The organism is Flavobacteriales bacterium (assembly GCA_026129465.1).
Lineage (GTDB): Bacteria > Bacteroidota > Bacteroidia > Flavobacteriales_F > PHOS-HE28 > PHOS-HE28.
This window is the reverse complement of record JAHCIA010000001.1, coordinates 2,292,709-2,316,349: the sequence shown is the minus strand read 5'-3', so window position 1 is coordinate 2,316,349 and position 23,641 is coordinate 2,292,709. Positions and strand designations below refer to the sequence as shown.

Annotated in this window: 26 protein-coding genes; 20 read left to right on the top strand and 6 right to left on the bottom strand. The window is 63.3% G+C overall.

Translation table 11 applies throughout. The features are described 5' to 3' along the window. The first annotated feature begins 37 nt into the window (after positions 1-37). From lepA to KIT10_09995, 3 genes are all read left to right on the top strand, one after another. Positions 38-1,825 carry a translation elongation factor 4 gene (lepA, locus tag KIT10_10005; GenBank protein ID MCW5899591.1) on the top strand — a complete coding sequence of 596 codons (1,788 nt, stop codon included), beginning with the start codon at positions 38-40 and terminating at the stop codon, positions 1,823-1,825. 205 nt (positions 1,826-2,030) lie between these two features. Then, positions 2,031-2,918: a hypothetical protein gene (locus KIT10_10000; protein ID MCW5899590.1), complete on the top strand. Its 888-nt coding sequence runs from the start codon at positions 2,031-2,033 to the stop codon at positions 2,916-2,918. Between the two features lie 306 nt (positions 2,919-3,224). After that, on the top strand, positions 3,225-3,680 hold the full coding sequence (locus KIT10_09995) for a hypothetical protein (GenBank protein ID MCW5899589.1): 456 nt from the start codon (positions 3,225-3,227) through the stop codon (positions 3,678-3,680). A 404-nt stretch (positions 3,681-4,084) separates the two neighbouring features. Here the strand turns inward: KIT10_09995 and KIT10_09990 are convergent, their stop codons facing one another. Genes KIT10_09990 through KIT10_09980 form a run of 3 tightly spaced genes read right to left on the bottom strand, consistent with a single transcriptional unit; the run spans position 4,085 to position 5,302 of the window. Beyond that, the gene (locus tag KIT10_09990) at positions 4,085-4,429 is read right to left on the bottom strand and encodes a hypothetical protein (protein ID MCW5899588.1); all 345 of its coding nucleotides are present in this window, start codon (positions 4,427-4,429) and stop codon (positions 4,085-4,087) included. 42 nt (positions 4,430-4,471) lie between these two features. Further along, on the bottom strand, positions 4,472-5,095 hold the full coding sequence (locus tag KIT10_09985; GenBank protein MCW5899587.1) for an outer membrane beta-barrel protein: 624 nt from the start codon (positions 5,093-5,095) through the stop codon (positions 4,472-4,474). A 36-nt stretch (positions 5,096-5,131) separates the two neighbouring features. Beyond that, on the bottom strand, positions 5,132-5,302 hold the full coding sequence (locus KIT10_09980; GenBank protein MCW5899586.1) for a DUF1328 domain-containing protein: 171 nt from the start codon (positions 5,300-5,302) through the stop codon (positions 5,132-5,134). 500 nt (positions 5,303-5,802) lie between these two features. On the opposite strand from KIT10_09980, the gene KIT10_09975 reads away from it, so the two are divergent. Genes KIT10_09975 through KIT10_09965 form a run of 3 tightly spaced genes read left to right on the top strand, consistent with a single transcriptional unit; the run spans position 5,803 to position 9,365 of the window. Continuing rightward, positions 5,803-6,174 carry a response regulator gene (locus KIT10_09975; GenBank protein MCW5899585.1) on the top strand — a complete coding sequence of 124 codons (372 nt, stop codon included), beginning with the start codon at positions 5,803-5,805 and terminating at the stop codon, positions 6,172-6,174. Between the two features lie 5 nt (positions 6,175-6,179). Beyond that, positions 6,180-7,568 carry a sigma-54-dependent Fis family transcriptional regulator gene (locus KIT10_09970; GenBank protein ID MCW5899584.1) on the top strand — a complete coding sequence of 463 codons (1,389 nt, stop codon included), beginning with the start codon at positions 6,180-6,182 and terminating at the stop codon, positions 7,566-7,568. A 33-nt stretch (positions 7,569-7,601) separates the two neighbouring features. After that, entirely contained in the window at positions 7,602-9,365 is a 1,764-nt protein-coding gene (locus KIT10_09965; GenBank protein ID MCW5899583.1) for a CHASE3 domain-containing protein, read from the top strand. A 9-nt stretch (positions 9,366-9,374) separates the two neighbouring features. Here the strand turns inward: KIT10_09965 and KIT10_09960 are convergent, their stop codons facing one another. Beyond that, entirely contained in the window at positions 9,375-9,878 is a 504-nt protein-coding gene (locus tag KIT10_09960) for a serine acetyltransferase (GenBank protein ID MCW5899582.1), read from the bottom strand. Next, positions 9,878-10,726 (bottom strand): glycosyltransferase, encoded by an 849-nt coding sequence (locus KIT10_09955; GenBank protein MCW5899581.1) that lies wholly within the window; start codon positions 10,724-10,726, stop codon positions 9,878-9,880. The genes KIT10_09960 and KIT10_09955 overlap by 1 nt, the downstream gene beginning before the upstream one ends. A 134-nt stretch (positions 10,727-10,860) precedes the next feature. Between KIT10_09955 and KIT10_09950 the strand changes: the two genes are divergently transcribed. The 9 genes from KIT10_09950 (at position 10,861) to KIT10_09910 (ending at position 18,513) form a co-directional block, all read left to right on the top strand. Then, a complete protein-coding gene (locus KIT10_09950) occupies positions 10,861-11,346 on the top strand; it encodes an RNA polymerase sigma factor (GenBank protein ID MCW5899580.1) in 486 nt (161 codons plus the stop codon). Then, the gene (locus tag KIT10_09945; protein ID MCW5899579.1) at positions 11,343-12,677 is read left to right on the top strand and encodes a hypothetical protein; all 1,335 of its coding nucleotides are present in this window, start codon (positions 11,343-11,345) and stop codon (positions 12,675-12,677) included. The genes KIT10_09950 and KIT10_09945 overlap by 4 nt, the downstream gene beginning before the upstream one ends. A gap of 73 nt (positions 12,678-12,750) precedes the next feature. Beyond that, entirely contained in the window at positions 12,751-13,266 is a 516-nt protein-coding gene (locus KIT10_09940; GenBank protein ID MCW5899578.1) for a DUF177 domain-containing protein, read from the top strand. 18 nt (positions 13,267-13,284) lie between these two features. Beyond that, entirely contained in the window at positions 13,285-13,479 is a 195-nt protein-coding gene (gene rpmF / locus KIT10_09935) for a 50S ribosomal protein L32 (protein MCW5899577.1), read from the top strand. A 41-nt stretch (positions 13,480-13,520) separates the two neighbouring features. Next, positions 13,521-14,459 carry a phosphate acyltransferase PlsX gene (plsX, locus tag KIT10_09930; protein MCW5899576.1) on the top strand — a complete coding sequence of 313 codons (939 nt, stop codon included), beginning with the start codon at positions 13,521-13,523 and terminating at the stop codon, positions 14,457-14,459. Next, the gene (locus KIT10_09925; GenBank protein MCW5899575.1) at positions 14,456-15,451 is read left to right on the top strand and encodes a ketoacyl-ACP synthase III; all 996 of its coding nucleotides are present in this window, start codon (positions 14,456-14,458) and stop codon (positions 15,449-15,451) included. The genes plsX and KIT10_09925 overlap by 4 nt, the downstream gene beginning before the upstream one ends. A gap of 135 nt (positions 15,452-15,586) precedes the next feature. Beyond that, on the top strand, positions 15,587-16,075 hold the full coding sequence (gene accB, locus KIT10_09920) for an acetyl-CoA carboxylase biotin carboxyl carrier protein (GenBank protein MCW5899574.1): 489 nt from the start codon (positions 15,587-15,589) through the stop codon (positions 16,073-16,075). A 148-nt stretch (positions 16,076-16,223) separates the two neighbouring features. Then, positions 16,224-17,567 (top strand): acetyl-CoA carboxylase biotin carboxylase subunit, encoded by a 1,344-nt coding sequence (gene accC / locus KIT10_09915; protein ID MCW5899573.1) that lies wholly within the window; start codon positions 16,224-16,226, stop codon positions 17,565-17,567. A gap of 13 nt (positions 17,568-17,580) precedes the next feature. Further along, entirely contained in the window at positions 17,581-18,513 is a 933-nt protein-coding gene (locus KIT10_09910; GenBank protein MCW5899572.1) for a hypothetical protein, read from the top strand. Positions 18,514-18,554: 41 nt separating this feature from the next. Here KIT10_09910 and KIT10_09905 read toward each other — a convergent pair whose 3' ends face one another. Continuing rightward, entirely contained in the window at positions 18,555-19,769 is a 1,215-nt protein-coding gene (locus tag KIT10_09905; GenBank protein ID MCW5899571.1) for an acyl-CoA dehydrogenase family protein, read from the bottom strand. Between the two features lie 78 nt (positions 19,770-19,847). On the opposite strand from KIT10_09905, the gene KIT10_09900 reads away from it, so the two are divergent. The 5 genes from KIT10_09900 to KIT10_09880 are packed head-to-tail and all read left to right on the top strand — an operon-like array spanning position 19,848 to position 23,634. Further along, positions 19,848-20,519 carry a DUF4271 domain-containing protein gene (locus KIT10_09900; GenBank protein MCW5899570.1) on the top strand — a complete coding sequence of 224 codons (672 nt, stop codon included), beginning with the start codon at positions 19,848-19,850 and terminating at the stop codon, positions 20,517-20,519. Between the two features lie 11 nt (positions 20,520-20,530). Beyond that, positions 20,531-21,283 carry a uroporphyrinogen-III synthase gene (locus tag KIT10_09895; protein MCW5899569.1) on the top strand — a complete coding sequence of 251 codons (753 nt, stop codon included), beginning with the start codon at positions 20,531-20,533 and terminating at the stop codon, positions 21,281-21,283. Positions 21,284-21,298: 15 nt separating this feature from the next. Then, the gene (locus KIT10_09890) at positions 21,299-21,721 is read left to right on the top strand and encodes a ribonuclease P protein component (GenBank protein ID MCW5899568.1); all 423 of its coding nucleotides are present in this window, start codon (positions 21,299-21,301) and stop codon (positions 21,719-21,721) included. Next, positions 21,714-21,962, top strand: coding sequence for a membrane protein insertion efficiency factor YidD (gene yidD / locus KIT10_09885; GenBank protein MCW5899567.1), 249 nt, complete (start codon positions 21,714-21,716; stop codon positions 21,960-21,962). Before KIT10_09890 ends, yidD begins: the two co-directional genes overlap by 8 nt. Further along, positions 21,949-23,634 carry a S41 family peptidase gene (locus KIT10_09880; GenBank protein MCW5899566.1) on the top strand — a complete coding sequence of 562 codons (1,686 nt, stop codon included), beginning with the start codon at positions 21,949-21,951 and terminating at the stop codon, positions 23,632-23,634. The genes yidD and KIT10_09880 overlap by 14 nt, the downstream gene beginning before the upstream one ends. The last annotated feature ends 7 nt before the right edge of the window (positions 23,635-23,641 follow it).

Sequence of the window (23,641 nt, the reverse complement as noted above, 5' to 3'; positions counted from 1 at the left end):
TTTCGCGCGGCCGGGGCCATTTTCCGGCGCCACGTACATGGAACACATCCGCAACTTCTGCATCATCGCCCACATCGACCACGGCAAAAGCACCCTGGCGGACAGGCTGTTGCAGATGACCGGCACCATCGCCGACCGCGACATGCAGGCCCAGAACCTGGACGACATGGACCTGGAGCGGGAGCGGGGCATCACCATCAAGAGCAAGGCGATCCAGATGGACTACTCCCTCAATGGGCAGAAGTACATCCTGAACCTGATCGATACACCCGGCCATGTGGACTTCAGCTACGAGGTGAGCCGCAGCATCGCCGCCTGTGAGGGCGCCCTGCTGATCGTGGACGCCACCCAGGGGATCCAGGCGCAGACCATCAGCAACCTGTACCTGGCCTTGGAGCACGACCTGGAGATCATCCCCATCCTCAACAAGATGGACCTCCCTTCGGCCAACCCCGAGGAGGTGAAGGACCAGATCGTGGACCTGCTGGGCTGCCGTCGGGAGGAGATCCTCAGCGCCAGTGGCAAGACCGGCCTGGGCGTGGACAAGGTGCTGGAAGCCGTGGTGGAGCGCATCCCCGCACCCAAAGGCGACCCCGATGCACCGTTGCAGGCGCTCATCTTCGACAGCGTCTTCAACTCCTTCCGGGGCATCATCGCCTACTTCCGCGTGCTGAACGGCACCATCCGCAAGGGCGACAAGGTGAAGTTCTTCAACACCGGCGTGGTGTACGACGCGGATGAGGTGGGCATCCTCAAAATGGAGATCAGCCCGCGGCCCGAGGTGCGCGCCGGCGATGTGGGCTACATCATCAGCGGCATCAAGACCGCCAGCGAGGTGAAGGTGGGCGACACCATAACCCACAAGGACAGGCCCTGTTCCGAAGGCATCAAAGGCTTCGAGGACGTGAAACCCATGGTGTGGGCGGGCATCTTCCCGGTGGACACCGACGAGTATGAGGAGTTGCGCGATGCCATGGAAAAGCTCCAACTCAACGACGCCAGCCTCACCTGGACGCCCGAGAGCAGCGCCGCCCTCGGCTTCGGCTTCCGCTGCGGCTTCCTGGGCCTGCTGCACATGGAGATCATCCAGGAGCGGCTGGAGCGCGAGTTCAACATGACGGTGATCACCACCGTGCCCAACGTGGGCTACATCGTCACCAAGACCAACGGCGACGTGCTGGAGGTGCACAACCCCAGCGAACTGCCCGAGGTGATGCACATCGACAAGATCGAGGAGCCCTACATCAAGGCCCAGGTGATCACCAAGGCGGAGTACACCGGCGCGATCATGACCCTGTGCATCGACAAGCGCGGCATGCTCACCGGGCAGAACTACCTCACCACCGACCGCGTGGAACTCACCTTCGAACTGCCGCTGGGCGAAGTGGTCTTCGATTTCTACGACAAGCTGAAGTCGATCTCCCGCGGCTATGCCAGCTTCGACTACCACCCCATCGGCCACAAGGAGAGCGACCTCATCAAGCTGGACATCCTGCTCAACGGCGAAAAGGTGGACGCTCTCAGTGCGCTCATCCACCGCGACCATGCGCACGAGCTGGGCAAGAAGATGTGCAGCAAGCTGAAGGAATTGCTGCCCCGCCAGATGTTCGACATCCCCATCCAGGCGGCCATCGGCGCCAAGATCGTGGCGCGCGAAACGGTGAAGGCCCTGCGCAAGGACGTGACCGCCAAGTGCTACGGTGGCGACATCAGCCGTAAGCGCAAACTGCTGGAGAAGCAGAAGGAAGGAAAGAAGCGGATGCGGCAGGTAGGCTCGGTGGAAGTGCCCCAGCAGGCTTTCCTGGCGGTGCTGAAGCTCGATTGAGCGGCTTCTCTGTACGCTTCCGGGGCGCTTGCGCCACGCTGCGTGGCGACCACGCCTCGGCAGCACCCTGGCATGGCGGGATCATGGTTGGTTCCTTTTCCGCGTCCGCGTAAGGACCATGCGACCTGCCCACGGTTCGGCAGGATCTCGGCTTCATCAGGCTGGACCACCGGACGCCCCGGTGGCGACAAACCCCGAACAAGCCATGAAACACACATCCCGATCGGTCGTCCGGCTCATGCGCCGCACGGCCCTCCCTTTGGTGGCGGTGAGCCTGCTCGCCGCCTGCCAAAGCGGACCCTCCGAGGCTGAACTCGCCGCACAGGCCGAGGTGGAAGCCTTGCGCAACGAACTCCAGACCCGCGATGCGCTGATCGATGACATGACCCAGGGCTTCGGCGAGATCGAACGCAACCTGGAGTTGCTCGATGAGCGCGAGCGGCTGATCGCCAGCGGTGAGGATGAGAAAAACCTCGATCAGCGCCAGCGCATACTGCGCGACATCCAGCTGATGAACGGACTGGTACAGGAAAGCCGCGATCGCATCGCCGAATTGAACAAGCAGCTCGATGGCCGCAAGGTGGAAGCTTCCGGCCTGCGCAAGCGGTTGAAGGAGTATGAGGACCAACTGGCCGAACGCGACGCCACGCTGGCGAACCTGCAGGAGGAACTGCTCACGCGCGATTTCCGCATCGAGCAACTCACCGCTCAGTTGGGCGACAGCGAAATGGAAGTGGCCAAGCGCGAGGCCGTGATCGACCAGCAGGAGCGCGCGATCAACAAGGTGTACTTCACCGTGGCCACCACCAGGGAGCTGGAGGAGCGTGGCGTGGTGAAGCGCAGCGGGGGCTTCATCGGCCTGGGCCGTACGGCGGTGCTTGCCGCGCAGGTCAACGATGGCGAATTCCAGGTGGCCGATATGCGCGAGACCGAGCGCATTCCCATCGGCGCGAAGAAGGCCACGCTGGTCACCGAGCATCCGGACGACAGCTATCTGCTGGTGGAGGAAGGCGACGAACTCGCCTACCTGGAGATCAAGGACCCCGATCGGTTCTGGCGTACAAGCAGGTACATGGTGGTAGCTGTCAGGTGATCGTATGCCGGTCCGTTCGGACGAGGAGCGCCCGGGGCTACCCGGGCGTTCCCATATTCATGAAGTGGTATGGGAAAGGAAGCTCAGGGCCACCGTGGTGGAGTTTGCACAGGATCGGGCACTGAGCTCCCCACAACAAGGAGATCGGGGCTCCTGGCCATGGCCGGCGAAAGTGTCGCAAGTACTTGCCGGGCTTGGCTTTCAGGTGGCATGGCGCCGGTTCGGCCATGCTTGGTCCGGATCTTATCCAAGGCGTGTAGCGGCAACGCGATCGTCACGACAAGCAACCCCCCAAATCACTATACGATGAACAAGCGAAGCATCCTGATGACCAGTTTGGCCATCGCCGCATTCGGCCTGGTGGCCTGCGGCGGCGCCAACACCGAAGGCGACACCATGGAGCGCAAGGTGGACGAGGCCATGGCCGAGATGGCGCGCGACAAGGAGGCCGCCCTGGAGGAACTGCGCGATCTGCGCGTGCGCATGGAAACGCGCCTGAATGAGATCGGCAACGAACTGGAGGATCCCGCGCTCACTGATGAGCAGCGTGCGGAACTCGCCGATGAGCAGGATGCGCTGGAGCACCAGGTGGACCGCGTGGACGCGGTGACCAACGAGGTGGAAAGCGCCCTGCAGGAAACGTGGAGCGATGTGAAACGCACCACCAACGAGGTGACGCGGGACATCAAGGAATGGCTGGAGCGTCAGGCGGAGAAGGTGGATGAAGCCACCGATGCCGACCATGATCACGACGGCAAGTAACGCGGTGCTGTAGGCCCCCCTGATCCGGTTTGCGCGGGGGCCAAGGATCGGCGGGCCATACGCGGGAGCGTGTGGCCCGCCCTTTTTCATGGACACTGCTCGATCCCATTCCATCGGGGTGCGACACATGCGTGTCGATCACGCCAACAGTACGTGCTGGTCGAAATGCCCATGTTCTTGGGTGAAGGCTCCAGCGATCCACTTCGTGCTACAGCCTTTGATCGGTATGGCACAGTGCCGGGGACCGGTCTGCCCGATCACGCTCGGCATGATGAGGGCACCATGACCGAGCGGCACTGGTTGGAGTGCTTCTTGCCTCGTGCCAGGCGCAGGTCCAAGAAGAACCCCCGGACACGATGACCACATCGCGACCGGGGGTACTCCAGCGGGTCGAACCGGGAGGATCAGAGCAGGATGATGAGCAGGATGATGAGCAGGATCAGGCCGCCGGTGGAGAGGTAGATCACCGTGCCGCCGCGGTTCAGCGCCTTCATTTCCTGCTTCAGTTCGCGCCACTCACCGCGCATGGCGGCGCGTTCCTCACGTGTCAGGCTGGAGGCATCGGTGGCGATGATCGTTTCCAACCGATCGGCGATGCGCAGCACCTCGGCTTGCTGTTCAACGGGCAGGGCGTGGAAGCGCGCTTCATCGATCGTCACGGTCCGCTCCTTCGCCGGGAAGGAATGGGCGGCCATGCTCGGCATGGCCAGTGCCAGCAATGCGCCGGCGAGTATGTGTGGGGTCTTCATGGTGGTATGGTTGTTTGGTCGTCAGGTATTTTTCGCAGCAGGTCAGCGTGCCAGGCGCAGGCGCATGCCACCGGTAAGGTACGCGTTGTTCACGCGCGGGTTGGTGCTGAATACTTCACCCTTGAACACGTTGGTCATGGCCACATCATAGCCCGCCTCGGCGAAAAGGAAGCCCAACTCCACACCGCCGCCGAAGCCCAGCTGCCATTGGGCGGGCCGGGTCTCCACCTCCAGTGCGTCATTGCGCAGGTCGGCGCTCAAGGCCATCAACGCGGTGGGGCCTCCGAAGACGTAGATGTTCAGAGCCGGGTCCGACACGGGATCAATGAGTCGCAGGCCGACATGTGCGGGCACCCGAAGCGACCGGCTGGTGTAGCGGTATTCCACATCGGTGCCGACCACTTCGCCGTCGGGTGTGGTGCCCGCCATCGTGTAGTTCAAGTTGCGTACGTGGAGATGAGCGCCGCTGCGCAGGAACCATTGGCCGCCGAGCAGAACATCCGCGCCCAACAGGTAACCGGCCTGGCCTGTCCACATTTGGTCACCGGCTTCGCGCACGTTGCTGCCGGACCAGCCGCCTCCGAGGCGGACCTCCTGGCCGATCGCCTGCAGGGCACAGCAGATCAAGATGGCCGTGGCAAGGGATGGGATGCTTGTCGTTCTCATGGCGATAGGGGTTTTGATGGGTGGGACGGACCTCCATCACATGCGCTTCATGAGCCGCCCGCCGAAAATGAGGCTGAGCACGAAGAGCACCAGGAAGAGGAAGAAGAGGACCTTGGCGATGGAAGCGGCACCTGCCGCGATGCCGCCGAAGCCGAAGATCGCTGCGATGATCGCGATCACGAGGAAGGTAGCGGACCAGCGTAACATGACTTTGGGGTTTTAGAGGGTTGATGATCTCGTTGCCGTCATGCCCTTGGGATCGGTGCGATGACGACCACCCTGTTGCCACCCGTGTGCCGTGCGGTCATGCCGGTTGTGCGCATGTGATGGGGAAACCGTTGTGGTCCCTGCTTTCCCGGGTGAGCCGCAGGAGTGAGGATCACGGTGGTGGGGTGGCGGGAACTGGGGCGACCCTTGCTCGGACCGGGATACACTTCCACAGGGGACGCGATGCGGATCGTTACCTGCGGGGTCCGGTGCGTAATGGACCATTCGGCAACGATGGTGTCCGGATCGGGGAAGGTCCTCCCCGGAGATGGGGAAGGCGGGACACGCATGCGGTTCGCGGCGCAGGCGTTCGTGCAGCCATCGCCCGCGCCCGGCAAGGCTTCGCCGAATGGCTTTGACACGGCGACGGCAGGCCGGATATTTGGTACCAGCGGCCCTGGCCTGTGGACAATTCGGATCCCCGGGCGGAAACGGAGATGATGAAGAGAATTCTACTCGTGGACGACGAACAGGAGATCTGCACCCTGCTCAGCGGGCTTCTCGCACGCGCGGGCATGTCCTGCCGCATGGCGCATTCGCTGGCCGAGGGCCGCAGTGCTTTGAAGACAGGTGATTTCGACGCCGTTTTCGTGGACATCCACCTGCCCGATGGCCTCGGCTACGAACTTATCCCGGAGATCAAGCGCCACATGCCCCGGGCCCGCTGCGTCACCATCAGCGCCGTGGACGCCGAGCGCGACAGGGCCATGGCCCATGGCGCGGACGGTTTCGTGGCCAAACCATTCTCCCGGTCCGACATCTGGCGCAGCCTGGGTGTCGATCCCACGTCATTCCCTCAAGCCAAAGCCTGAACACCATGGCACACCACCGCATCCTCATCCTCGATGACGACCCCGATCTGCGCATGCTGCTGGCGCGCTACCTGAAGAAGGCCGGCTACCACGTGGAGACCGCCGGACGTGGCAGCGATGCGAAGGCGCTCCTGGCGGCATCGAAGTTCCATCTGGTGCTTTGCGACCACCGCCTGCCGGACACCGATGGGCTGGAGATGCTCAAGCACATTCGCGCACAGGCGCCGGATACCCGCGTGATCATCATCACAGGCTTCTCCGAAGTGCGGCTCGCCGTGGAACTGATGCGGCGCGGCGCACTGGACTACATCACCAAGCCGCTGGTGCCCGATGAGTTGTTGATGCGCGTGCAGGATGTGCTGGCGGCCGGGGATGCGCCCGCCAACGGTGCCGGTGCGAAGCGGCCGGAAAAGACGCGTGGCGCGGCGGACATGAACGACGACGGCTACGTGGAGGGCAGTGGCCCCGGGGCCGCGCTCATAGCCAAGCACATCGCCTTGGTGGCGCCCACGGACATGACCGTACTGATCACCGGCGAGACCGGCACTGGCAAGGAATTCGTCGCGCGGCGTCTGCATCGCGGCAGCGATCGCGCCAAGGCCCCCTTCGTGGCCGTGGACTGTGGCGCATTGCCCAAGGAGATCGCCGGCAGCGAACTCTTCGGCCATACCAAGGGCGCCTTCACCGGGGCCGTCGCCGATCGCGCGGGCAGCTTTGAAATGGCCCATGGCGGCACGCTCTTCCTGGACGAGATCGGCAACCTCAGCTACGAGAACCAGGTGAAGTTGTTGCGCGTGCTGCAGGAGCGCACCATACGCCGCATCGGCGGCACCAAGGACATCGCCGTGGACGTGCGCATCCTGGCCGCCACCAACGAGGACCTGCACAAGGCCGTGTCAGAGGGCCGTTTCCGTGAGGACCTGCTCCACCGCATCAACGAGTTCACCATCCACCTGCCACCGCTGCGCGAACGGCGAGAGGACATCGAGCGCTTCGCCATGCACTTCGTGGTGCTCGCCAATGCGCGGTTGGGCCGCAACGTGGAACACTTCGATGAGGCCGCCCGTGAGGCCCTGAAGCGCCATGCCTGGACGGGCAACCTGCGCGAGTTGGGCAACGTGGTGAAGCGGGCGGTGCTGCTTAGCACGGGCGACACGGTCACATCTGACTGCCTGCCCGCCGTGGTGCTGGCCGGCGGCCCTCCCGCCTCGCATGGCCATGCCGCCGTTGCCACCGATGATGGCTTGCGCGGCGTGGCCCAGCAGGCCGAGCGTGAAGCGATCCTGACCGCGCTGGAGCGCAACGGCTACAACAAGTCGCGCACGGCCGAGCAACTCAACATCGACCGCAAGACGCTCTACAACAAGCTGAAGAGCTTCGGAATCGAAGCCTGATGGCCAGGCGGCCCCGCCGCACCCCGTCGCCCCATGCCGCACAGGATACGCACCCAGGAGTTCGAGGAGCGCAGGCTCATCAAGCTGCTCTATGTGGGCACGATGATGCTGATGCTGATGCTCACCTACATCACGTACTCCAACATGGAGCGCTATGTGCGCACCACCAAGGAAGTGCGCTTCACCAATTTGCTGCTCATCGAGATCGAAGCGGTGATGGTGACCTTGGGTGACCAGGAGACCGGCGCTCGGGGATTCCTGCTTTCGGGGGACTCCACCTTTCTGGAACCCTACCATGCCGCGTTGGTGCGTCGCCCGGCCCTGGAGGACTCCCTGCGCAAGCACGCCGAAGGGACAGCGTTCCAAGCGGAGGTGGATTCGCTGTTGCGCCAGGTGGCACGCGCCACCGACATGCACAAGCTGCTGGTGGTCAACGGCCGCCGCAACCGCGCCATGCGCCCTGCGGATACCGAACGCCTGCTGCTGGGCAAGAGCACCATGGACCACACGCGCGTGCTGCATGAAAGACTCGCCGACAGGGTGAGACGGGAACGCAGGCGCATGCTCGATGGGATCCAGGAGGATGGTGTCGGTTCGCCATTGCTGGTGGGTGGTTACTCGGTGCTGGCCATCCTCGCCACCTCGCTGCTTTTCTGGCGCCTCACGCGCGCCCTGCTCCACACCGAAAAGGTCAAGGACCAGTTGCGCGAGAAGGTGGAGGCCCTGGACCGCGAGGTGCGCGATCGGCGCAGCGTGCAGGAGCTGCTCCAGCAGGTGCTCGATACCTCGCCGGCAGGCATCATGACCTTCTCCTCCGTGCGGGGCGCCCAAGGCCGGATCGTGGATTTCACCTGGACCTCATCCAATCAGGCCGCCAACAACATGGTGGGCCGGTCGGACCTGTTGGGGAAAAGACTGCTGGAGGAGATGCCCGAGAATCGCGAACATGGCCTCTTCGACACTTATGTGGAGGTGGTCGAGTCGGGCCGGGATGCGCGCCGGGTCTTCCACTACCGCGGCGAAGGCCTCGACCATTGGTTCTCCAACCACAGCGTGAAGCTCGATGATGGCTTCCTGGTGGTGTTCGCCGACATCAGCGACCAGAAGCAGGCGGAGTTCGTCCGGTTCGAGAGCGAACGTTTCCAGTTGATCGGCCAGATCACACGCACGGTGGCACATGAGGTGCGGAATCCGCTCACCAACATCCAGCTCGCCTTGGAACAGCTTCAGGAGGATATGGGCGAGGCGGCCGGGCAGCACGCGGAGCTGACCGAGGTGATCGACCGCAACCTGAAGCGCATCGGCACCCTGGTGAAGGACATGCTCGAATCCACCCGCAAGCGCGAAGTGGACCTGCGCCCCTGCGATCTGACGGAGGTGATGCGCAAGGCCATGGAAAAGGTGGAGGACCGGCTCGCGCTCTTGGAGATGAAAGGACACCTGGAGGCCAATGGTGCTCCGTGTGTGGTGAATGGTGATGCCGATCTGCTGGTGCTGGCGGTGACCAACCTGCTGGTGAACGCGGTGGAGGCCATGGAGCCGAAGCGTGGCGAACTCGTGCTCAGGACAGGCCATGCCGATGGGCAGGTACTGCTGGAGGTCCTGGACAATGGCCGGGGCATGACGGCCGAGGTGCGCGAACGGCTCTTCGAACCCTTCTTCTCCGCCCGGCGTGGTGGCCTGGGTCTTGGACTCACCACAGCGCGCACGATCCTCAACGCGCATGATGTGCGGCTCACTGTGGAAAGTGAGGAGGGCGCCGGCACCACATTCAGGTTGCACTTCCCATGTGGCTGAGCGCAACGCTCAATGCCCGGTGATCACCCGGCCGGGGTTCCCCACCACCACACTGTTCGGTGGCACGTTCTTCACCACCACGGCACCCGCGCCGATGACCACATCGCTGCCGATACTGATGGGTCCGATGACCACCGCATTGGCGCCGATGTCCACCCGGTCACCGAAAATGGGCGCCTTGCTGTAGGTGCCGTCCTTCAACCGCTTGTTGCCGATGACGCAGCCGTTGCGCACGATGCAACCGGCCCCGAAAACGGTGCCATCGTTCACCACCAGCGCCTGCCCATGGTCCACCCGGAAGCCGGGCCCGATGCGCGTCTTCCAAGGCAGTTCGATCCCCAGGACCCATTCCACGCCCACGCGATAGAGAATGAAGTACCAGAAGAAGAGGATGGCTGTGATGATGTTGCGCCGCAGCAGGTGCGCCAGGCGGAAGTGCACCATCACCAGCCGCCCCTTCGGGTTGCCGCGGTTGGCCCGCCAGTCCTGGAATATGTTCGCTGCGCTAACCATCAGCTTCGCCTGCCGGTCAAAGGTGACATGTATTGGTTGAACAGCAGTTTGAGGTATTGTGGCACGTAGAGCACGGTGCGGGTGGCCTGCCCGATGCAGATGCCCACCGGCCCAAGTCCCAGGTCCTGGCTCACCCGTCGGCCTTCCTGCAGCACGCGCTTCAGCGGAATGCTCATGCTGGCGCCTCCGGCCGTGAAATTGGCCAGCACTACCGGCAGATAGTGGAATTGGGCCGGGTTCTCCAGCCAGGCCGCGAGCGTCCACTTGTGGTCGCCACTCACGCGCAGCTCCGGGTCGAAGGGGCGTCCTTGGTAATAGCTGCGCCGCACGAAGAAGGAGGGGTGGTTCAACACCATCTCCCAGTATTTCAGCAGAAAGCCGCTCCGCCTTGCCTGCTTGACCTTGCGGTGGCCGTTGGGGTAGTGGATCCATATGTCGCCATGCGCGATGTTGATGTCCGGACGGTCCTTAACGGCCATCATGGCACGTTCCACCGCGTCGGGCTCATACCAGTCGTCGGCATTGATCAGTGCCACCCATTCGCCCGTGCACAATGCCACGCCCTTGTTCATGGCGTCGTAGATGCCCTTGTCGCGCGCACTGGTCCACAGGTCGATGCGGCCCTCATACTTCCGCAACAGGTCCAGGGTGCCATCGGTGCTGCCGCCATCCACCACGATGTACTCGATATGCGGGTACGTCTGCTCCAGCACGCTTTGGATGGTCCGCTCCAAGGTGGCGGCGCCGTTGAACACCACCGTGACGATGCTCACCAGCGGCCGGTCCGCCCCCCCCTGTGCCACATGCCCATGTGCGCGCCGCCCACCGCTGATCGGACCATCCGCCATGCGGGGCGAATTTCGCTGCATCGCGAGGTGGGGCCGCACCGGCCCCACGGCGATCTATCAACAGCGGGAAAGCGGATGTAACTTTCCCTTCGGCGCGCCGTCCCATCTTCGGACACCGGCCTCCCCCTCACCCGATGACCCTCGCGGAATACAACCATGCGGTGGATGCCCACGCGGACGGGATCTATCGCTTCGCGCTGAAACACTTGCGCGACGAGGACCGGGCGAAGGATGTGGTGCAGGAGAGCTTCGCCCGCCTTTGGGTGAAGGTGGACCAGGTGGAGGCCGCCAAGGTGAAAAGCTACCTGTTCACCACGGCCCACCATGTGATGGTGGACGAGGTGCGCAAGGATGGCCGGAGTACAAGGATGGAGGAACACCACGACAACCTGCGCACCGTGAGCCAGTCGCAACCCGATCTGAAGGAAGTGCTGGATGCCGCCTTGGCCACCCTGCCACCGATCCAGCGCAGTGTGGTGCTCCTGCGCGATCTGGAGGGATATACCTACGAGGAGATCGCCGAACTCACCGGGCTGAACCTGCCCCAGGTGAAAGTGTACATCTACCGCGGGCGCACCGCATTGAAGGAGTACATCGGCCAATTGGATGTGCTGGTATGAAGAGCCGCATCGACCATAGCAACTACGAAGCCTGGCTGCTGGACCGGCTGGAGGGCAACTTGGACCCCGAGCGGGAACGCGAACTGGATGCCTTTTTACTGGCCCATCCGGAATTGGACCTTGGCTTGGATGAACTGCCCACCTTGGGCGACTTGGAGGCCCGGCTGCCCCAGGTGGAGAAGGATGCCCTGAAGCGCAGCCTCCCGCCGATGGGCATGCCCGGCGAAACGGCCATCGATGACTTTCTCATCGCCCGCTTGGAAGGCGACCTTTCACCGGATCAAGCAGAAGCACTGCGGATCTTTTTGATCGACCACCCCGAGCACCGACGTGCCGAAAGGCTCTATGCGCTCACCAAGCTGGTGCCCGAGGCCCTGGCCTACACGGCCAAACATGGTCTGGAAAGGCAGCTGCCACCTCCAGGTCTTCCGGACCGATACACCTTGGATGACTTTCTGGTGGCCCGCTTGGAGGGTGACCTCACGGCGGAGCAGGAGGAAGCCCTTTTCACCTATCTGGCCTTGGAGCCTTCAGCAGCCCGGCATTGGGCGCTTATGGGCCACACCCGTATCGCTGCCGAAGCGGTCACATTCCCGAGCAAGTACGACCTCAAGAAGAGCGGGAAGGTCATCGCCATAGGGTCCGGAGGAGGCGCCTCCCCCTGGTCCGTTTGGGCACCGCGCCTGCGTGCCGCTGCGGTGGTGGCCGTGTTGCTCGGTTTGGGGCTTTGGTTGCTTGACCGCGGACCCGAACAAACATCCCAAGTGGCCGAAGTGGTTGAAAAGGACCCCAAGGGCACCGCGAATACGCCTGACCCTCAACAGAATGGGAATGCTGCGGCCACCCAGGTCCAAGTGGACCAAGCTCCGGGGGCCGCACAGGATGCGCCACGAGCTTCCGGCGACAAGGACCCTTCTTCAAAGTTCCGCCAGCCGCCGGTCGAGCGTGAGGAGGGGGGACTTCTGGCCCGGGTTGAGCCACTGATCCGCAGCAATGAGCCTGGCCGTGTTGGGCCGCGTTCGGCGGAGGTGCCTGAAGTGGTCATCAGCCCTTGGGAAGACCAACCTGAAGAGGGCCTGGCGGACGCGGGGACCGAGGGGATCTCCCTGGGAGGCTTCCTGGCTGGGAAGCTCAGAAAGCGTGTGCTGAAGGAAGAGGAGGCGGACCAGCGCCCGCTGGACACCCAGGATGCCGTGGCCGCCGTGGACAAAGGGCTGCGCGCTGTGCGGGGTGAAGGGGCCGGTCTACAGGTGGGTCGCCAGCCCGATGGCAGGGCGCGGTCTTGGGACCTGCGCCTGGGACCCAATCTGGCCATCAGTGCCAGCCGCTGACCGCCCGCCCCGCGAACACCGGCAGGAACGGGCGAAACCCTACATTTGCCGTCCGCTTTTTCGCAGGGCACCCGTGGCTCATCATCCGGAACATAGCATCCCCTTCACCGGTCTCAAGGACGGCACCCATGCCTATCGCTTTGAGATCGGCCGGGAATTCCTCATGAGCGTTGGGGAAGACGAGATCACCGATGGGCAGGTGACCGTGGATGTCACCTTGGACAAGAGCACCACGATGATCGTGGCGGAGATCCATGTGGAAGGCCCGGTGACCGTGCATTGCGATCGTTGCGACGGGGCCATGGAGTGCAGGCTCTCCGGTAACCAGCGGCAGATCTTCCAGCTCAACGCCACCGAGGACCTGGATGATGATGAACTGGTGGCGTTGCCCCCGCAGGCGCACACGATCGATCTCGGCCATTACATCTATGAATGCGTGCGCCTGGCCCTTCCCGCCCGGCATGTGCACGCCCCTGGCCAATGCGACCCCGAGGCGGAGGCCGCCTTGAACCGGCTGGCCGTGGAAAAAGAACCTGTGCCCGACCCCCGTTGGGCCGCCCTCCAAGAATTGAAGAACCAGCGGCCCTGAGCCGTAATCCCCGCGACCATGCCAAATCCGAAGCGCCGTCATTCCAAGACCCGCACCGCCAAGCGCCGTACCCACCAGAAGGCCGCCGTGCCGGCCCTCACCGTGGACCGTAACTCCGGCGAGACCCACCTGCGCCACCGTGCCTATCAAGTGGGTGACGACCTGTTCTACAACGGACGTCTGGTGGTTTCCGCCAACGATTCCGCCGAGTAAGCACATCGCCGCTCATCCCAGCCGCACCGCCACCTCACCGCATGAGGATCGGACTGGACATCATGGGAAGTGACCATGGCCCCGCCGTGCCCACCAGGGCCGCGGTGATGGCCGGTCGCGAGTTGCCGCCGGACGTGCGTCTGGTGCTCATCGGTGACGAGGCCGCCATTCTCGAGGCGCTCACCGCCGAAGGGGCGGATCCCGCCGGCTTCGATGTCGTACCCAGCCGGGACGATATCTCCATGCGCGACAATCCCACCAAGGCGCTCACCACCAAGCCCGAAAGCAGCATCGCCAAGGGTTTCGGCATGCTCAAGACCGGCGCCATCGATGCCTTCGCCAGCACGGGCAACACCGGCGCCATGCTGGTGGGCAGCATCTTCAGCGTCAAGCCCATCCCGGGCGTGATCCGGCCCTGCATCCCCAGCGTGGTGCCCAAGGAGAACGGGCACTATGGCATACTGGTGGACGTGGGGGCCAATGCCGACTGCAAGGCCGATGTGCTGGTGCAGTTCGGTCTGCTGGGCGCCATGCTGGCCAAGCACGTCTACCAGATCGCCGAGCCCAAGGTGGGGTTGCTCAACATCGGGGAGGAGGAGAAGAAAGGCGACCTGTTGCGCCAGGCCACCTATGAGCTCATGCGCGATCAGCAGCAGTACCGCTTCGTGGGCAACGTGGAGGGTCGGGATCTATTCAACGACAAGGCCGACGTGTACGTCACCGATGGGTTCACCGGCAACGTGGTGCTCAAGGCCGTGGAAGCTTTCCACGACCTGCTGGAGCAGCGCGGTGTGCACGAGCCCTTTTTCGACCGCTTCAACTATGAGAGTTATGGCGGCCTGCCGGTACTGGGTGTCAATGGCAACGTGATCATCGGCCACGGCATCAGCAATGACATCACCATCAAGAACATGCTGCTGTTCACCCGGCAGGTGGTGGACAGCAAACTGAACGAACGCATCCGCGAAGCGCTCACCTGATGAGGACCACCGCAGCCATCACCGCCGTGCACGGACATGTGCCGGACATGGTGCTCAGCAATACGGTGCTGGAGACCATGGTGGAGACCAGTGACGCCTGGATCACCGAGCGCACCGGCATCAAGGAGCGGCGCATCCTGAAGGGCAAGGACCAGGGCCTGAGCGTGATGGCCATCGAGGCCGTGAACGGGCTGCTGAAGAAACGCGGCATCGGTCCGGAGGAGATCGACCTCATGATCGTCTGTTCGGTGACGCCCGACCGCGTGTTCCCTGCGACCGCCAACATCGTTTGCGACGCCATCGGCGCCAAGAACGCCTGGGGCTTCGATCTGGGCGCCGCATGCAGCGGGTTCCTCTTCGGGCTTGTCACCGGCGCGCAATTCATCGAGAGTGGCAAGCACAGGAAAGTGGTGGTGGTGGGTGGCGACAAAATGAGCGCCATCGTGGACTATGAGGACCGCGCCACCTGCATCATCTTCGGCGATGGATGCGGGGCCGTGCTGTTGGAGCCGAACACCGAGGGTGTGGGCATCCTGGACAGCATCCTGCGCAGTGACGGCAGCGGATGCCAGTACCTGCACCAGAAGGCCGGGGGCAGCATGCGCCCACCCTCCGAACGCACCGTGGAGCGGCGGGATCACTACGTGTACCAGGAAGGCAAGGCCGTGTTCAAATTCGCCGTGACCAACATGGCGGATGTGAGTGCGGAGATCATGGAGAGAAATGGTCTCGGAGCGGATGATGTCGCCTGGCTCGTTCCCCACCAGGCCAACAAACGCATCATCGACGCCACCGCCCAGCGCATGGGGCTGGACGACAGCAAGGTGATGGTGAACATCGAGAAGTACGGCAACACCACCAGCGGCACCATACCCCTGTGCCTGTGGGAGTGGGAGAACAGATTGAAGAAGGGCGACAACGTCATCCTCTCGGCCTTCGGGGGCGGCTTCACCTGGGGCGCCGTGTGGGTGAAGTGGGCCTATGGAAGTTGAAGGCTGGAAAGCACCTGGCCGAGCATCGAAACACAAGGAAGACACACCAACCTACATCCACCTTCCATCTCCGATCCGCAACCTGACAGCGACTACCTTTCACCCGGTACCACCGGCAAACGACAACCCTGAACGATGAACATCAACCAGATCCAGGACCTGATCAAGTTCGTGGCCAAGAGCGGCGTGAGCGAGGTGGAGATCGAGCAGAAGGATTTCAAGATCACCATCAAGACGGCCCGCAAGGAGAAGGAAGTGCAGATGATCGCGGCACCAGCGCCGTCCTATGCACCGCCACCCGCACCGGCTCCCGTGGCCGCCGCGCCGGCACCTGCCGCACCCGCCGCGGCACCAGCCTCCGCCCCGGTGTCCGAGGACAGCAAGTACATCACCATCAAGGCGCCCATGATCGGCACTTTCTACCGCTCCTCTGGACCCGGCAAGCCGGTGTTCGCGAACGTCGGTGACGAGATCAAGCCGGGCAAGACCCTGTGCATCATCGAAGCCATGAAACTCTTCAACGAGATCGAGAGCGAGGTGAGCGGCAAGATCGTGAAGGTGCTGGTGGACGACGCCAAGCCGGTGGAGTACGACCAGCCGCTGTTCCTGGTCGATCCCGCATAAGCTCATTCACCACAGAGACACAGAGAGCACAGAGGAAAGCCCGAAAGGCACGCGGGCGGCTTCTTCGACTCGAATGGCTCAGTGGTAGGATCCGCGTCCTTCTCCGCGTCCGCCGTGCCTCTGTGGTGAACCAGAACAGAAGCCTCCCATGTTCAAGAAGATCCTCATAGCCAACCGTGGTGAGATCGCCCTGCGTGTGATCCGCACCTGCCGTGAAATGGGCATCAGCACGGTGGCCGTCTATTCCACCGCTGACAAGGACAGTCTGCCTGTGCGCTTCGCCGATGAGGCCGTGTGCATCGGCCCGCCCCCCAGCAAGGAGAGCTACCTGAACATGTCGCGCATCATCGCCGCGGCGGAGATCACCAACGCCGACGCCATCCACCCCGGCTACGGCTTCTTGAGCGAGAACGCCAAGTTCAGCAAGCTCTGCCAGCAGCACGGCATCAAGTTCATAGGCGCGCTGCCCGAGCAGATCGAAGGCATGGGCGACAAGTCCACGGCCAAAGCCACCATGATCGCCGCCGGTGTTCCGGTGGTGCCCGGCACCGAGGGGCTGATCACCGACCTGGCCGTGGCCAAGAAGGAGGCCAAACGCATCGGTTATCCGGTGATCCTGAAAGCCACGGCCGGTGGTGGCGGCAAGGGCATGCGACTGGTTTGGGACGAGAAGGAGTTCGACGAGGCCTTTGAAAAGGCCAGCCAGGAAGCCGGCGCCGCCTTCGGCAACCCCGGCATGTACATGGAGAAGTACATCCTGGAGCCGCGCCACATCGAGATCCAGATCGCGGGCGACCAGTACGGCACCTTTTGCCACATGAGCGAACGCGACTGCTCCATCCAGCGCCGCCACCAGAAGCTCGTGGAGGAGACCCCAAGCCCTTTCATGACCAAGGCCCTGCGCAAGAAGATGGGCGAGGCCGCCAAGAAGGCCGCCGCCGCCGTGAATTACGAGGGTGTGGGCACCGTGGAATTCCTGGTGGACAAGGACCGCAACTTCTACTTCATGGAGATGAACACGCGGATCCAGGTGGAGCACACCATCACCGAGGAGGTGATCGACTACGATCTGATCCGCGAACAGATCAAGATCGCCGCCGGCATCCCCATCAGCGGATTGGATTACGAACCCACGCGCCACAGCATCCAGTGCCGCATCAACGCGGAGGACCCCTTCAACGGATTCCGCCCCAACCCGGGGAAGATCACCAGCTACCACAGCCCGGGCGGCCACGGCGTGCGGGTGGATACCCATGCCTACGCCGGCTACACCATCCCGCCGAACTACGACAGCATGATCGGCAAGCTCATCGTGAGCGCACAGACACGCGAGGAGGCCTTGGCGAAGATGGAGCGCGCCCTCAGCGAGTACGTCATCGAGGGCATCCACACCACCATCCCCTTCCACCTGCAACTGCTGCAGGACGAGCGTTTCCGCAAGGGGAATTTCACCACCAAGTTCCTCGAGGATTTCGAGCTGAAGCGTCCCTGAGCCGGCGCTCAAGATGCGGTCCATCGCGTTGTCGCTGTTCGCACTTGCCCAAGCGGCCTCATTCGCCACGGCGCAGAACGTGGTGAACGACAGCACCGCCTCGGTGATCGCCTATTGGGAACCCGGCGACCACCGCGTGTACGATGTGACGCGCTCGGTGGAGGGGCCCAAGCCAGCGCGGTCGTCCTACCGCATCGCGTTGAAGGTGGTGGACGCCACCGACAGCACCTACCTGCTGGAATGCCACTACAGCGAGCTGCGCGTGGAAGCCGCCCTGCCCGAGGACCCGCGGGACCAGGCCGTGTTCCGCAAACTGCTGTATGCGTTGGACGGTCTGCGCTTCACCGTCACCACCGACGAAACGGGCATTCCACTTGCGCTGGCGCGTCCGCAGGAGGTGGATGAACATGCGCGGCAGGTGATGCACGGGATCCTGGACATGGCGTTGGACCACGGCGAGCGCCTGCGCATGGAGGCCGCACTGGAACCGGTGATCGGTGCGGCCAACCTGGCGCAGGACGCCTTGGAGGACATCGGCAACCTGCTGTTCCCCTTCGGCGTGGCGTACATCAACGGGCGGGAGGAACACGTGGAGGCCGAAGTGCCCAACCCGCTCGGAGGCATCCCTTTCCGCACGCGGCAGGTTTTCGTGATGGACAGATTTGACAAGGAGAAGAGGACCGCGCACATGCGCATGCGGCAGTCCATCGACCCGAAGGCCGTGGACGAGGATATCGAGAACCTGATCGCCAGCTGCGGCGGCGTCGGCCTTGCAGGTGAAGTGCGCGAAAAGCTGCGACGCGATATTGAGGGTGTCCGCGTGGACGAGACCATGGACATCGAGATGGACCTGCAGGGTGCCTGGACACGGCAGCTTGAATTCACGCGTGAAAGCCGGGCGCGGGGCATCGTTTCGCGTGAAACGAGGACCTACCTGCTGCGCTGAGCGCCGGCACCCGGTAATTCCCCGGGCACAACGGACCAGGCCTACTTGAACGCGGGGATCCCCGTCACTTCCGCGCCGGTGATCAGCAGATGGATGTCGTGCGTGCCTTCGTAGGTCACCACGCTTTCCAGGTTCATCATGTGCCGCATGATGGGGTACTCATTGGTGATGCCCATGCCACCCAGGATCTGGCGTGCCTCCCGGGCCACGGTCAGTGCGAGATGCACGTTGTTGCGCTTGGCCATGCTGATCTGCGCGGTGGTGGCGCGGCCCTCGTTGCGCAGCACACCCAGCCGCCAGGTGAGCAGCTGCGCCTTGGTGATCTCGGTGATCATTTCGGCGAGCTTCTTCTGCGTCAGCTGGAAAGCGCCGATCGGCTTGCCGAACTGGATGCGTTGCCTGGCATAGCGCAGGGCGGTGTCGTAGCACTCCATGGCCACACCCAATGTGCCCCAGGCGATGCCATAGCGCGCGCTGTCCAGGCAGCCCAGTGGGGCGCCCAGCCCGCTCTTGTTGGGCAGCAGGTTCGCCTTGGGCACCTTCACATTGTCGAACACCAACTCCCCTGTGGGGCTGGCGCGCAAGGAGAGCTTGCCATGCGTGGTGGGTGTGGAGAAGCCCTCCATGCCGCGTTCCACGATCAGTCCATGGATCCGCCCCTCCGTGTTCTCCGCCTTGGCCCACACCACGGCGATGTCCGCGATGGGACTGTTGCTGATCCACATCTTGGCGCCATTCAGCACGTAATGGTCGCCTTTGTCCTGGAACACGGTGACCATGCCGCTGGGGTTGCTGCCATGGTCCGGTTCGGTGAGGCCGAAGCAGCCGATGTTCTTACCCTGGGCCAGCAGAGGCAGCCACTTCTTCTTCTGCTCTTCGCTGCCGTACTTCCAGATCGGATACATCACCAATGAACCCTGCACACTGCAAAGGCTGCGCAGGCCGCTGTCGCAGCGCTCGATCTCCTGCATGATGAGGCCGTAGGCGATCTGGTCCAGCCCCATGCCACCATATTCCTGCGGCACCATGGGCCCGAAGGCGCCGATCTCCGCCAGGCCGGGAATGATCTCCGGGTGGAATTCGGCCCGTTCGAAGGCGTCCTCGATGATCGGCTTCAGGTGCCTGCTCACGTGCTTGCGCGCCGTGTCGCGGATCAGCTTGTGCTCCTCGGTAAGGAGTTCATCCACCAGGTAATGGTCATGGCTTTGAAAGAGGTCCGTGGAGGTGCGCGGGCGTGCGGAGGTGGTGCTGTCCATGTGGGTTTCGCTGGATCGTTCGGCGGGGCCGCGAAGTTAGCGCAGCCCCGGCCCCGGCTACCTTTGGCCAAGTATCAGATGGTTGACGAGCAAGGCCTGCGCGTGGTGGATCCGCTGGGTGCCGAGTGGGTGACCTTGTTGCTGCTGGCCGCGGTCGCCGTGCTGGCCTGGGTCAACATCAGCGCCCCCAAGCAATGGCGGCTGCTGGCCCAGGCCGTGTTTCGCATGCGGCTGGGGCGGCAGGCCCTGCGTGAAGAAGTGGACCTTCAGGACCGCACCTTCATCGCCCTGCTGGGCACCTCGGTCGCGGTGCTCACCTTGTTCGGCTGGCAGACCTGGGCCTTGCGCATGCCCGCACCCCCGCCTTCCTATCCGCTGCTGCTGGGCCTGGTGGCACTGGTCCTCGTGGTGCAGGTGGTGCAGGTGCGGCTGGTCGCTTGGCTGTTCCAAGGCGATGGCGGCCTGGACGAGTACCTCACCACAGGACTTCTCCTGTTGATCCTGCTGGGCATGGCGCTGTTGCCGCTGGCCGTGTTCATCGCCTTCCGTCCCGACCTGCGCACCTGGGCCCTGTTGGCCGGCTCGGCGCTGGCGGCCGCGTTGCTCCTGTACCGCTGGGTGCGTGGCGTCTGGATCGGGCGTGGCGAGGGGGTCTCCCCGGGGTACATAATTCTCTACCTTTGCGCCGCCGAAGCGGTGCCCCTGCTGCTCTTGATCCACGGCTTTAGGGCACCGATCGATCACCCTTAAGCCGCGCGGCCTTGAAGATCAAGACCATCCTCGTTTCGCAGCCCCCACCGACGGACGAGAAGTCGCCTTACTTCGACCTCGCCCGGAAGTACAGTTTGAAGATCGATTTCAAGCCGTTCATCCAGGTGAAAGCCGTGGATGGGCAGGAATTCCGCCAGGAACGCATCAACATCCTGGACCACACCGCCATCGTGCTCACCAGCAAGAACGCGGTGGACCACTTCTTCCGGATGTGCAAGGAATTGCGCCTCACCGTGCCGGAATCGATGAAGTATTTCTGCATCACGGAGAACGTGGCCTATTACGTCCAGAAGTACATCGTCTACCGCAAGCGCAAGGTCTTCATCGGCAAGCAGACCATCGGGGACCTGATGGACGTGATCAAGAAGCACAAGGACGAGGTGTACCTGGTGCCGAGCTCGGACATCCAGACGGGCGACATCCCGGACAAGCTGCAGAAGGCAGGGGTGAAGTTCTCCAGTGCAGTTTTCTACCGCACGGTGGCCAATGACATGAGCGATGTGAAGGACCTGAAGAAGTACGACATGCTCGTGTTCTTCAGCCCCGGCGGCATCGAGAGTCTGCGCAAGAACTTCCCGGATTTCAAGCAGGACGGCACCTTCATCGCCGCTTTCGGCCCTGCCACCGCCAAGGCCGTGGAAGAGAACGGCTACCGGCTGGACCTGCAGGCCCCCCTGCCCGAGGCCCCTTCGATGACCGGCGCCATCGAGCTTTTCATCAAGCGCCTGGCGAAGAAGAAATAGTCACGGACCGTCACCATGGCAACGGCCGGTGGCGGCCAACAGCGCAACCTGGCCGTGGCACGACCTACCTTCCGCAAGCACGAACGGCTCCGGGGCCGTGTGCGCATCCAGGAACTGGTCACCACCGGACGCTCCGTGCATGAACCCCCCTTCAAGCTGATCGGCAAGGCCATGTCACTGCCCACCGTCGCCCCCATGCAGGTGGCCTTCGCCGTGCCACGCCGACACCTCAAACTGGCCGTACACAGGAACAGGGTGAAACGCCTGATGCGCGAAGCCTGGCGGCTGGACAAGGAACGGTGGTATGTCCCATTGCGCGAACGCGGTGTCCAGGTGGCTTGTTTGATCGTGTGCCAGGGTGCGGTGAAGCTCACGCTGGCCGAGGTGCGGATGAAAATATCCCGGGCCATGGACCGTTGGTTGGAGAGGCATGGCTAAGCTGCTGGCATACCCCCTCATCGCGCTGGTGCGGCTGTACCAGTACACCATCTCGCCATTGCTGCCGGGCGCCTGCCGCTATGCCCCATCCTGTTCGGAGTATGGTGTCATCGCCTTGCGAAGACATGGGGCCTTCCACGGCGGCTGGCTCACCCTGAAGCGCTTCCTATCTTGCCACCCATGGGGCGGTCATGGCCATGACCCCGTCCCCGAACACCCCCATCGTCATGGAGAATCGTGACCAAGGCCGCCGCCCGTCCTGGAGGAAATGGATCGTAGCAGCGGCCATCGCCGCCGTTGGAGCCATCACCATCGCGGCGGGCGACAGCTACTTCGAGATCAGCAAGAACCTGGAGATCTTCAACGAGCTCTACAAGGAGCTCAACATCTACTACGTGGATGATACCGAGCCGGGCAAGCTGATGAAGACCGGCATCGACGCGATGCTCTCCTCGCTCGACCCCTACACGCAGTACATCCCGGAGAGCGACATGGAGGACTACCGCTTCATGACCACCGGCCAGTATGGCGGTATCGGCGCGCTCATCCGCAGGCGGGACGAGAAGGTGATCGTGAGCGAGCCGTACGAGGGGTATCCTGCGCAGAAGGCCGGCATATGGGCCGGTGACGAGATCGTGGAAGTGGATGGCCGCAAGGTGGCGGGCATGAACACCGATGAGGTGAGCAAGCTGCTCAAGGGCCAGGCGGGATCCAGCGTGCGGGTGCTCACGCGGCGCGACGGCGGGGAAACAACGACCCATGTGCTGAACCGTGAGGAGATCAAGATCCCCGACGTGCCCTACAAGGACATCATCGATGAACCGGGCGGCGTGGGCTACATCAAGCTCAACAGCTTCACGCAGACCGCCGGGCAGGAGGTGCGCAACGCCGTCAAGGAGTTGAAGGAGAAGGGCGCCACCAAACTCGTGCTCGACCTGCGTGGCAACGGCGGCGGCCTGTTGCGCGAAGCGGTGAACATCGTCAACCTCTTCGTGCCGAAGAACCAGTTGGTGGTGGAGACCAAGGGGCGCATCGCCGAATGGGACAAGAGCTACAAGACCCTCAGCGAGCCGCTGGACGCCTCCATACCCCTGGTGGTGCTGGTGGATGCCCAGAGCGCCAGTGCCAGCGAGATCGTGAGCGGGGCCCTGCAGGACCTGGACCGCGCAGTGGTCGTAGGTGAACGCACCTTCGGCAAGGGACTGGTGCAGCAGACGCGCGATCTGTATTACAACAGCAAGCTGAAGGTGACCGTGGCCAAATACTACATCCCCAGCGGGCGCTGCATCCAGAAACTGGACTACGCGCAACGCGACAGCACGGGCAAGGCCAGCGAGGTGAAGGAGGAGACCATCGCCGAGTTCCGCACACGCAATGGCCGGCCGGTGTTCGATGGCCGCGGTGTGTTGCCCGACGTGCCGGTGGAGGAGCACGAGATGGCCAAGGTGGTGGGTGGCCTCCACGTGGAGGACGTCTTCTTCGACTTCGCCACGCGCTACCGAATGAAGCATGCGGACATCGGTCCGGCCGGATCCTTCCGTGTGGACGACCGCATCTTCCAGGAGTTCCTGGATTTCGTGAACGGACGCGAGTTCGATTACGAGACCGAGAGCATGGAGGCGCTTGAGGAGCTGGTGGAGAAAGCGAGGAAGGAACGCTACTACGAGCATGTGAAGGACCGCGTGGAGGCGCTGCGCAAGGAATTGGCGCCCGACCGTGGCGAGGATATCCTGCGTTTCCGCAAGGACATCGAGGAGGTGCTGTTGAACGAGATCGTATCCCGCTACCACTTCCAGACCGGCAGGGCCATCGCCGCCATGGCGAACGACCCCTATGTACGCAAGGCCGTGGAAGTGCTCAACGGCCCGGCCTACCAGGAAGTGCTGGCCGGCACGGGCAGGACCGGGAAGTAGACCACAC

Coding starts and splice junctions, on each gene's coding strand:
- KIT10_09950 (MCW5899580.1), top strand. CDS start 10,861: ATGACCCTCGCGGAATACAACCATGCGGTGGATGCCCACGCGGACGGG.
- accB (MCW5899574.1), top strand. CDS start 15,587: ATGAACATCAACCAGATCCAGGACCTGATCAAGTTCGTGGCCAAGAGC.
- KIT10_09955 (MCW5899581.1), bottom strand. CDS start 10,726: ATGGCGGATGGTCCGATCAGCGGTGGGCGGCGCGCACATGGGCATGTG.
- KIT10_09995 (MCW5899589.1), top strand. CDS start 3,225: ATGAACAAGCGAAGCATCCTGATGACCAGTTTGGCCATCGCCGCATTC.
- KIT10_09905 (MCW5899571.1), bottom strand. CDS start 19,769: ATGGACAGCACCACCTCCGCACGCCCGCGCACCTCCACGGACCTCTTT.
- KIT10_09960 (MCW5899582.1), bottom strand. CDS start 9,878: ATGGTTAGCGCAGCGAACATATTCCAGGACTGGCGGGCCAACCGCGGC.
- KIT10_09945 (MCW5899579.1), top strand. CDS start 11,343: ATGAAGAGCCGCATCGACCATAGCAACTACGAAGCCTGGCTGCTGGAC.
- rpmF (MCW5899577.1), top strand. CDS start 13,285: ATGCCAAATCCGAAGCGCCGTCATTCCAAGACCCGCACCGCCAAGCGC.
- KIT10_09890 (MCW5899568.1), top strand. CDS start 21,299: ATGGCAACGGCCGGTGGCGGCCAACAGCGCAACCTGGCCGTGGCACGA.
- plsX (MCW5899576.1), top strand. CDS start 13,521: ATGAGGATCGGACTGGACATCATGGGAAGTGACCATGGCCCCGCCGTG.
- KIT10_09990 (MCW5899588.1), bottom strand. CDS start 4,429: ATGAAGACCCCACACATACTCGCCGGCGCATTGCTGGCACTGGCCATG.
- KIT10_09900 (MCW5899570.1), top strand. CDS start 19,848: ATGGTTGACGAGCAAGGCCTGCGCGTGGTGGATCCGCTGGGTGCCGAG.
- yidD (MCW5899567.1), top strand. CDS start 21,714: ATGGCTAAGCTGCTGGCATACCCCCTCATCGCGCTGGTGCGGCTGTAC.
- lepA (MCW5899591.1), top strand. CDS start 38: ATGGAACACATCCGCAACTTCTGCATCATCGCCCACATCGACCACGGC.
- KIT10_09965 (MCW5899583.1), top strand. CDS start 7,602: ATGCCGCACAGGATACGCACCCAGGAGTTCGAGGAGCGCAGGCTCATC.
- KIT10_10000 (MCW5899590.1), top strand. CDS start 2,031: ATGAAACACACATCCCGATCGGTCGTCCGGCTCATGCGCCGCACGGCC.
- KIT10_09975 (MCW5899585.1), top strand. CDS start 5,803: ATGAAGAGAATTCTACTCGTGGACGACGAACAGGAGATCTGCACCCTG.
- KIT10_09910 (MCW5899572.1), top strand. CDS start 17,581: ATGCGGTCCATCGCGTTGTCGCTGTTCGCACTTGCCCAAGCGGCCTCA.
- accC (MCW5899573.1), top strand. CDS start 16,224: ATGTTCAAGAAGATCCTCATAGCCAACCGTGGTGAGATCGCCCTGCGT.
- KIT10_09985 (MCW5899587.1), bottom strand. CDS start 5,095: ATGAGAACGACAAGCATCCCATCCCTTGCCACGGCCATCTTGATCTGC.
- KIT10_09880 (MCW5899566.1), top strand. CDS start 21,949: ATGGAGAATCGTGACCAAGGCCGCCGCCCGTCCTGGAGGAAATGGATC.
- KIT10_09970 (MCW5899584.1), top strand. CDS start 6,180: ATGGCACACCACCGCATCCTCATCCTCGATGACGACCCCGATCTGCGC.
- KIT10_09980 (MCW5899586.1), bottom strand. CDS start 5,302: ATGTTACGCTGGTCCGCTACCTTCCTCGTGATCGCGATCATCGCAGCG.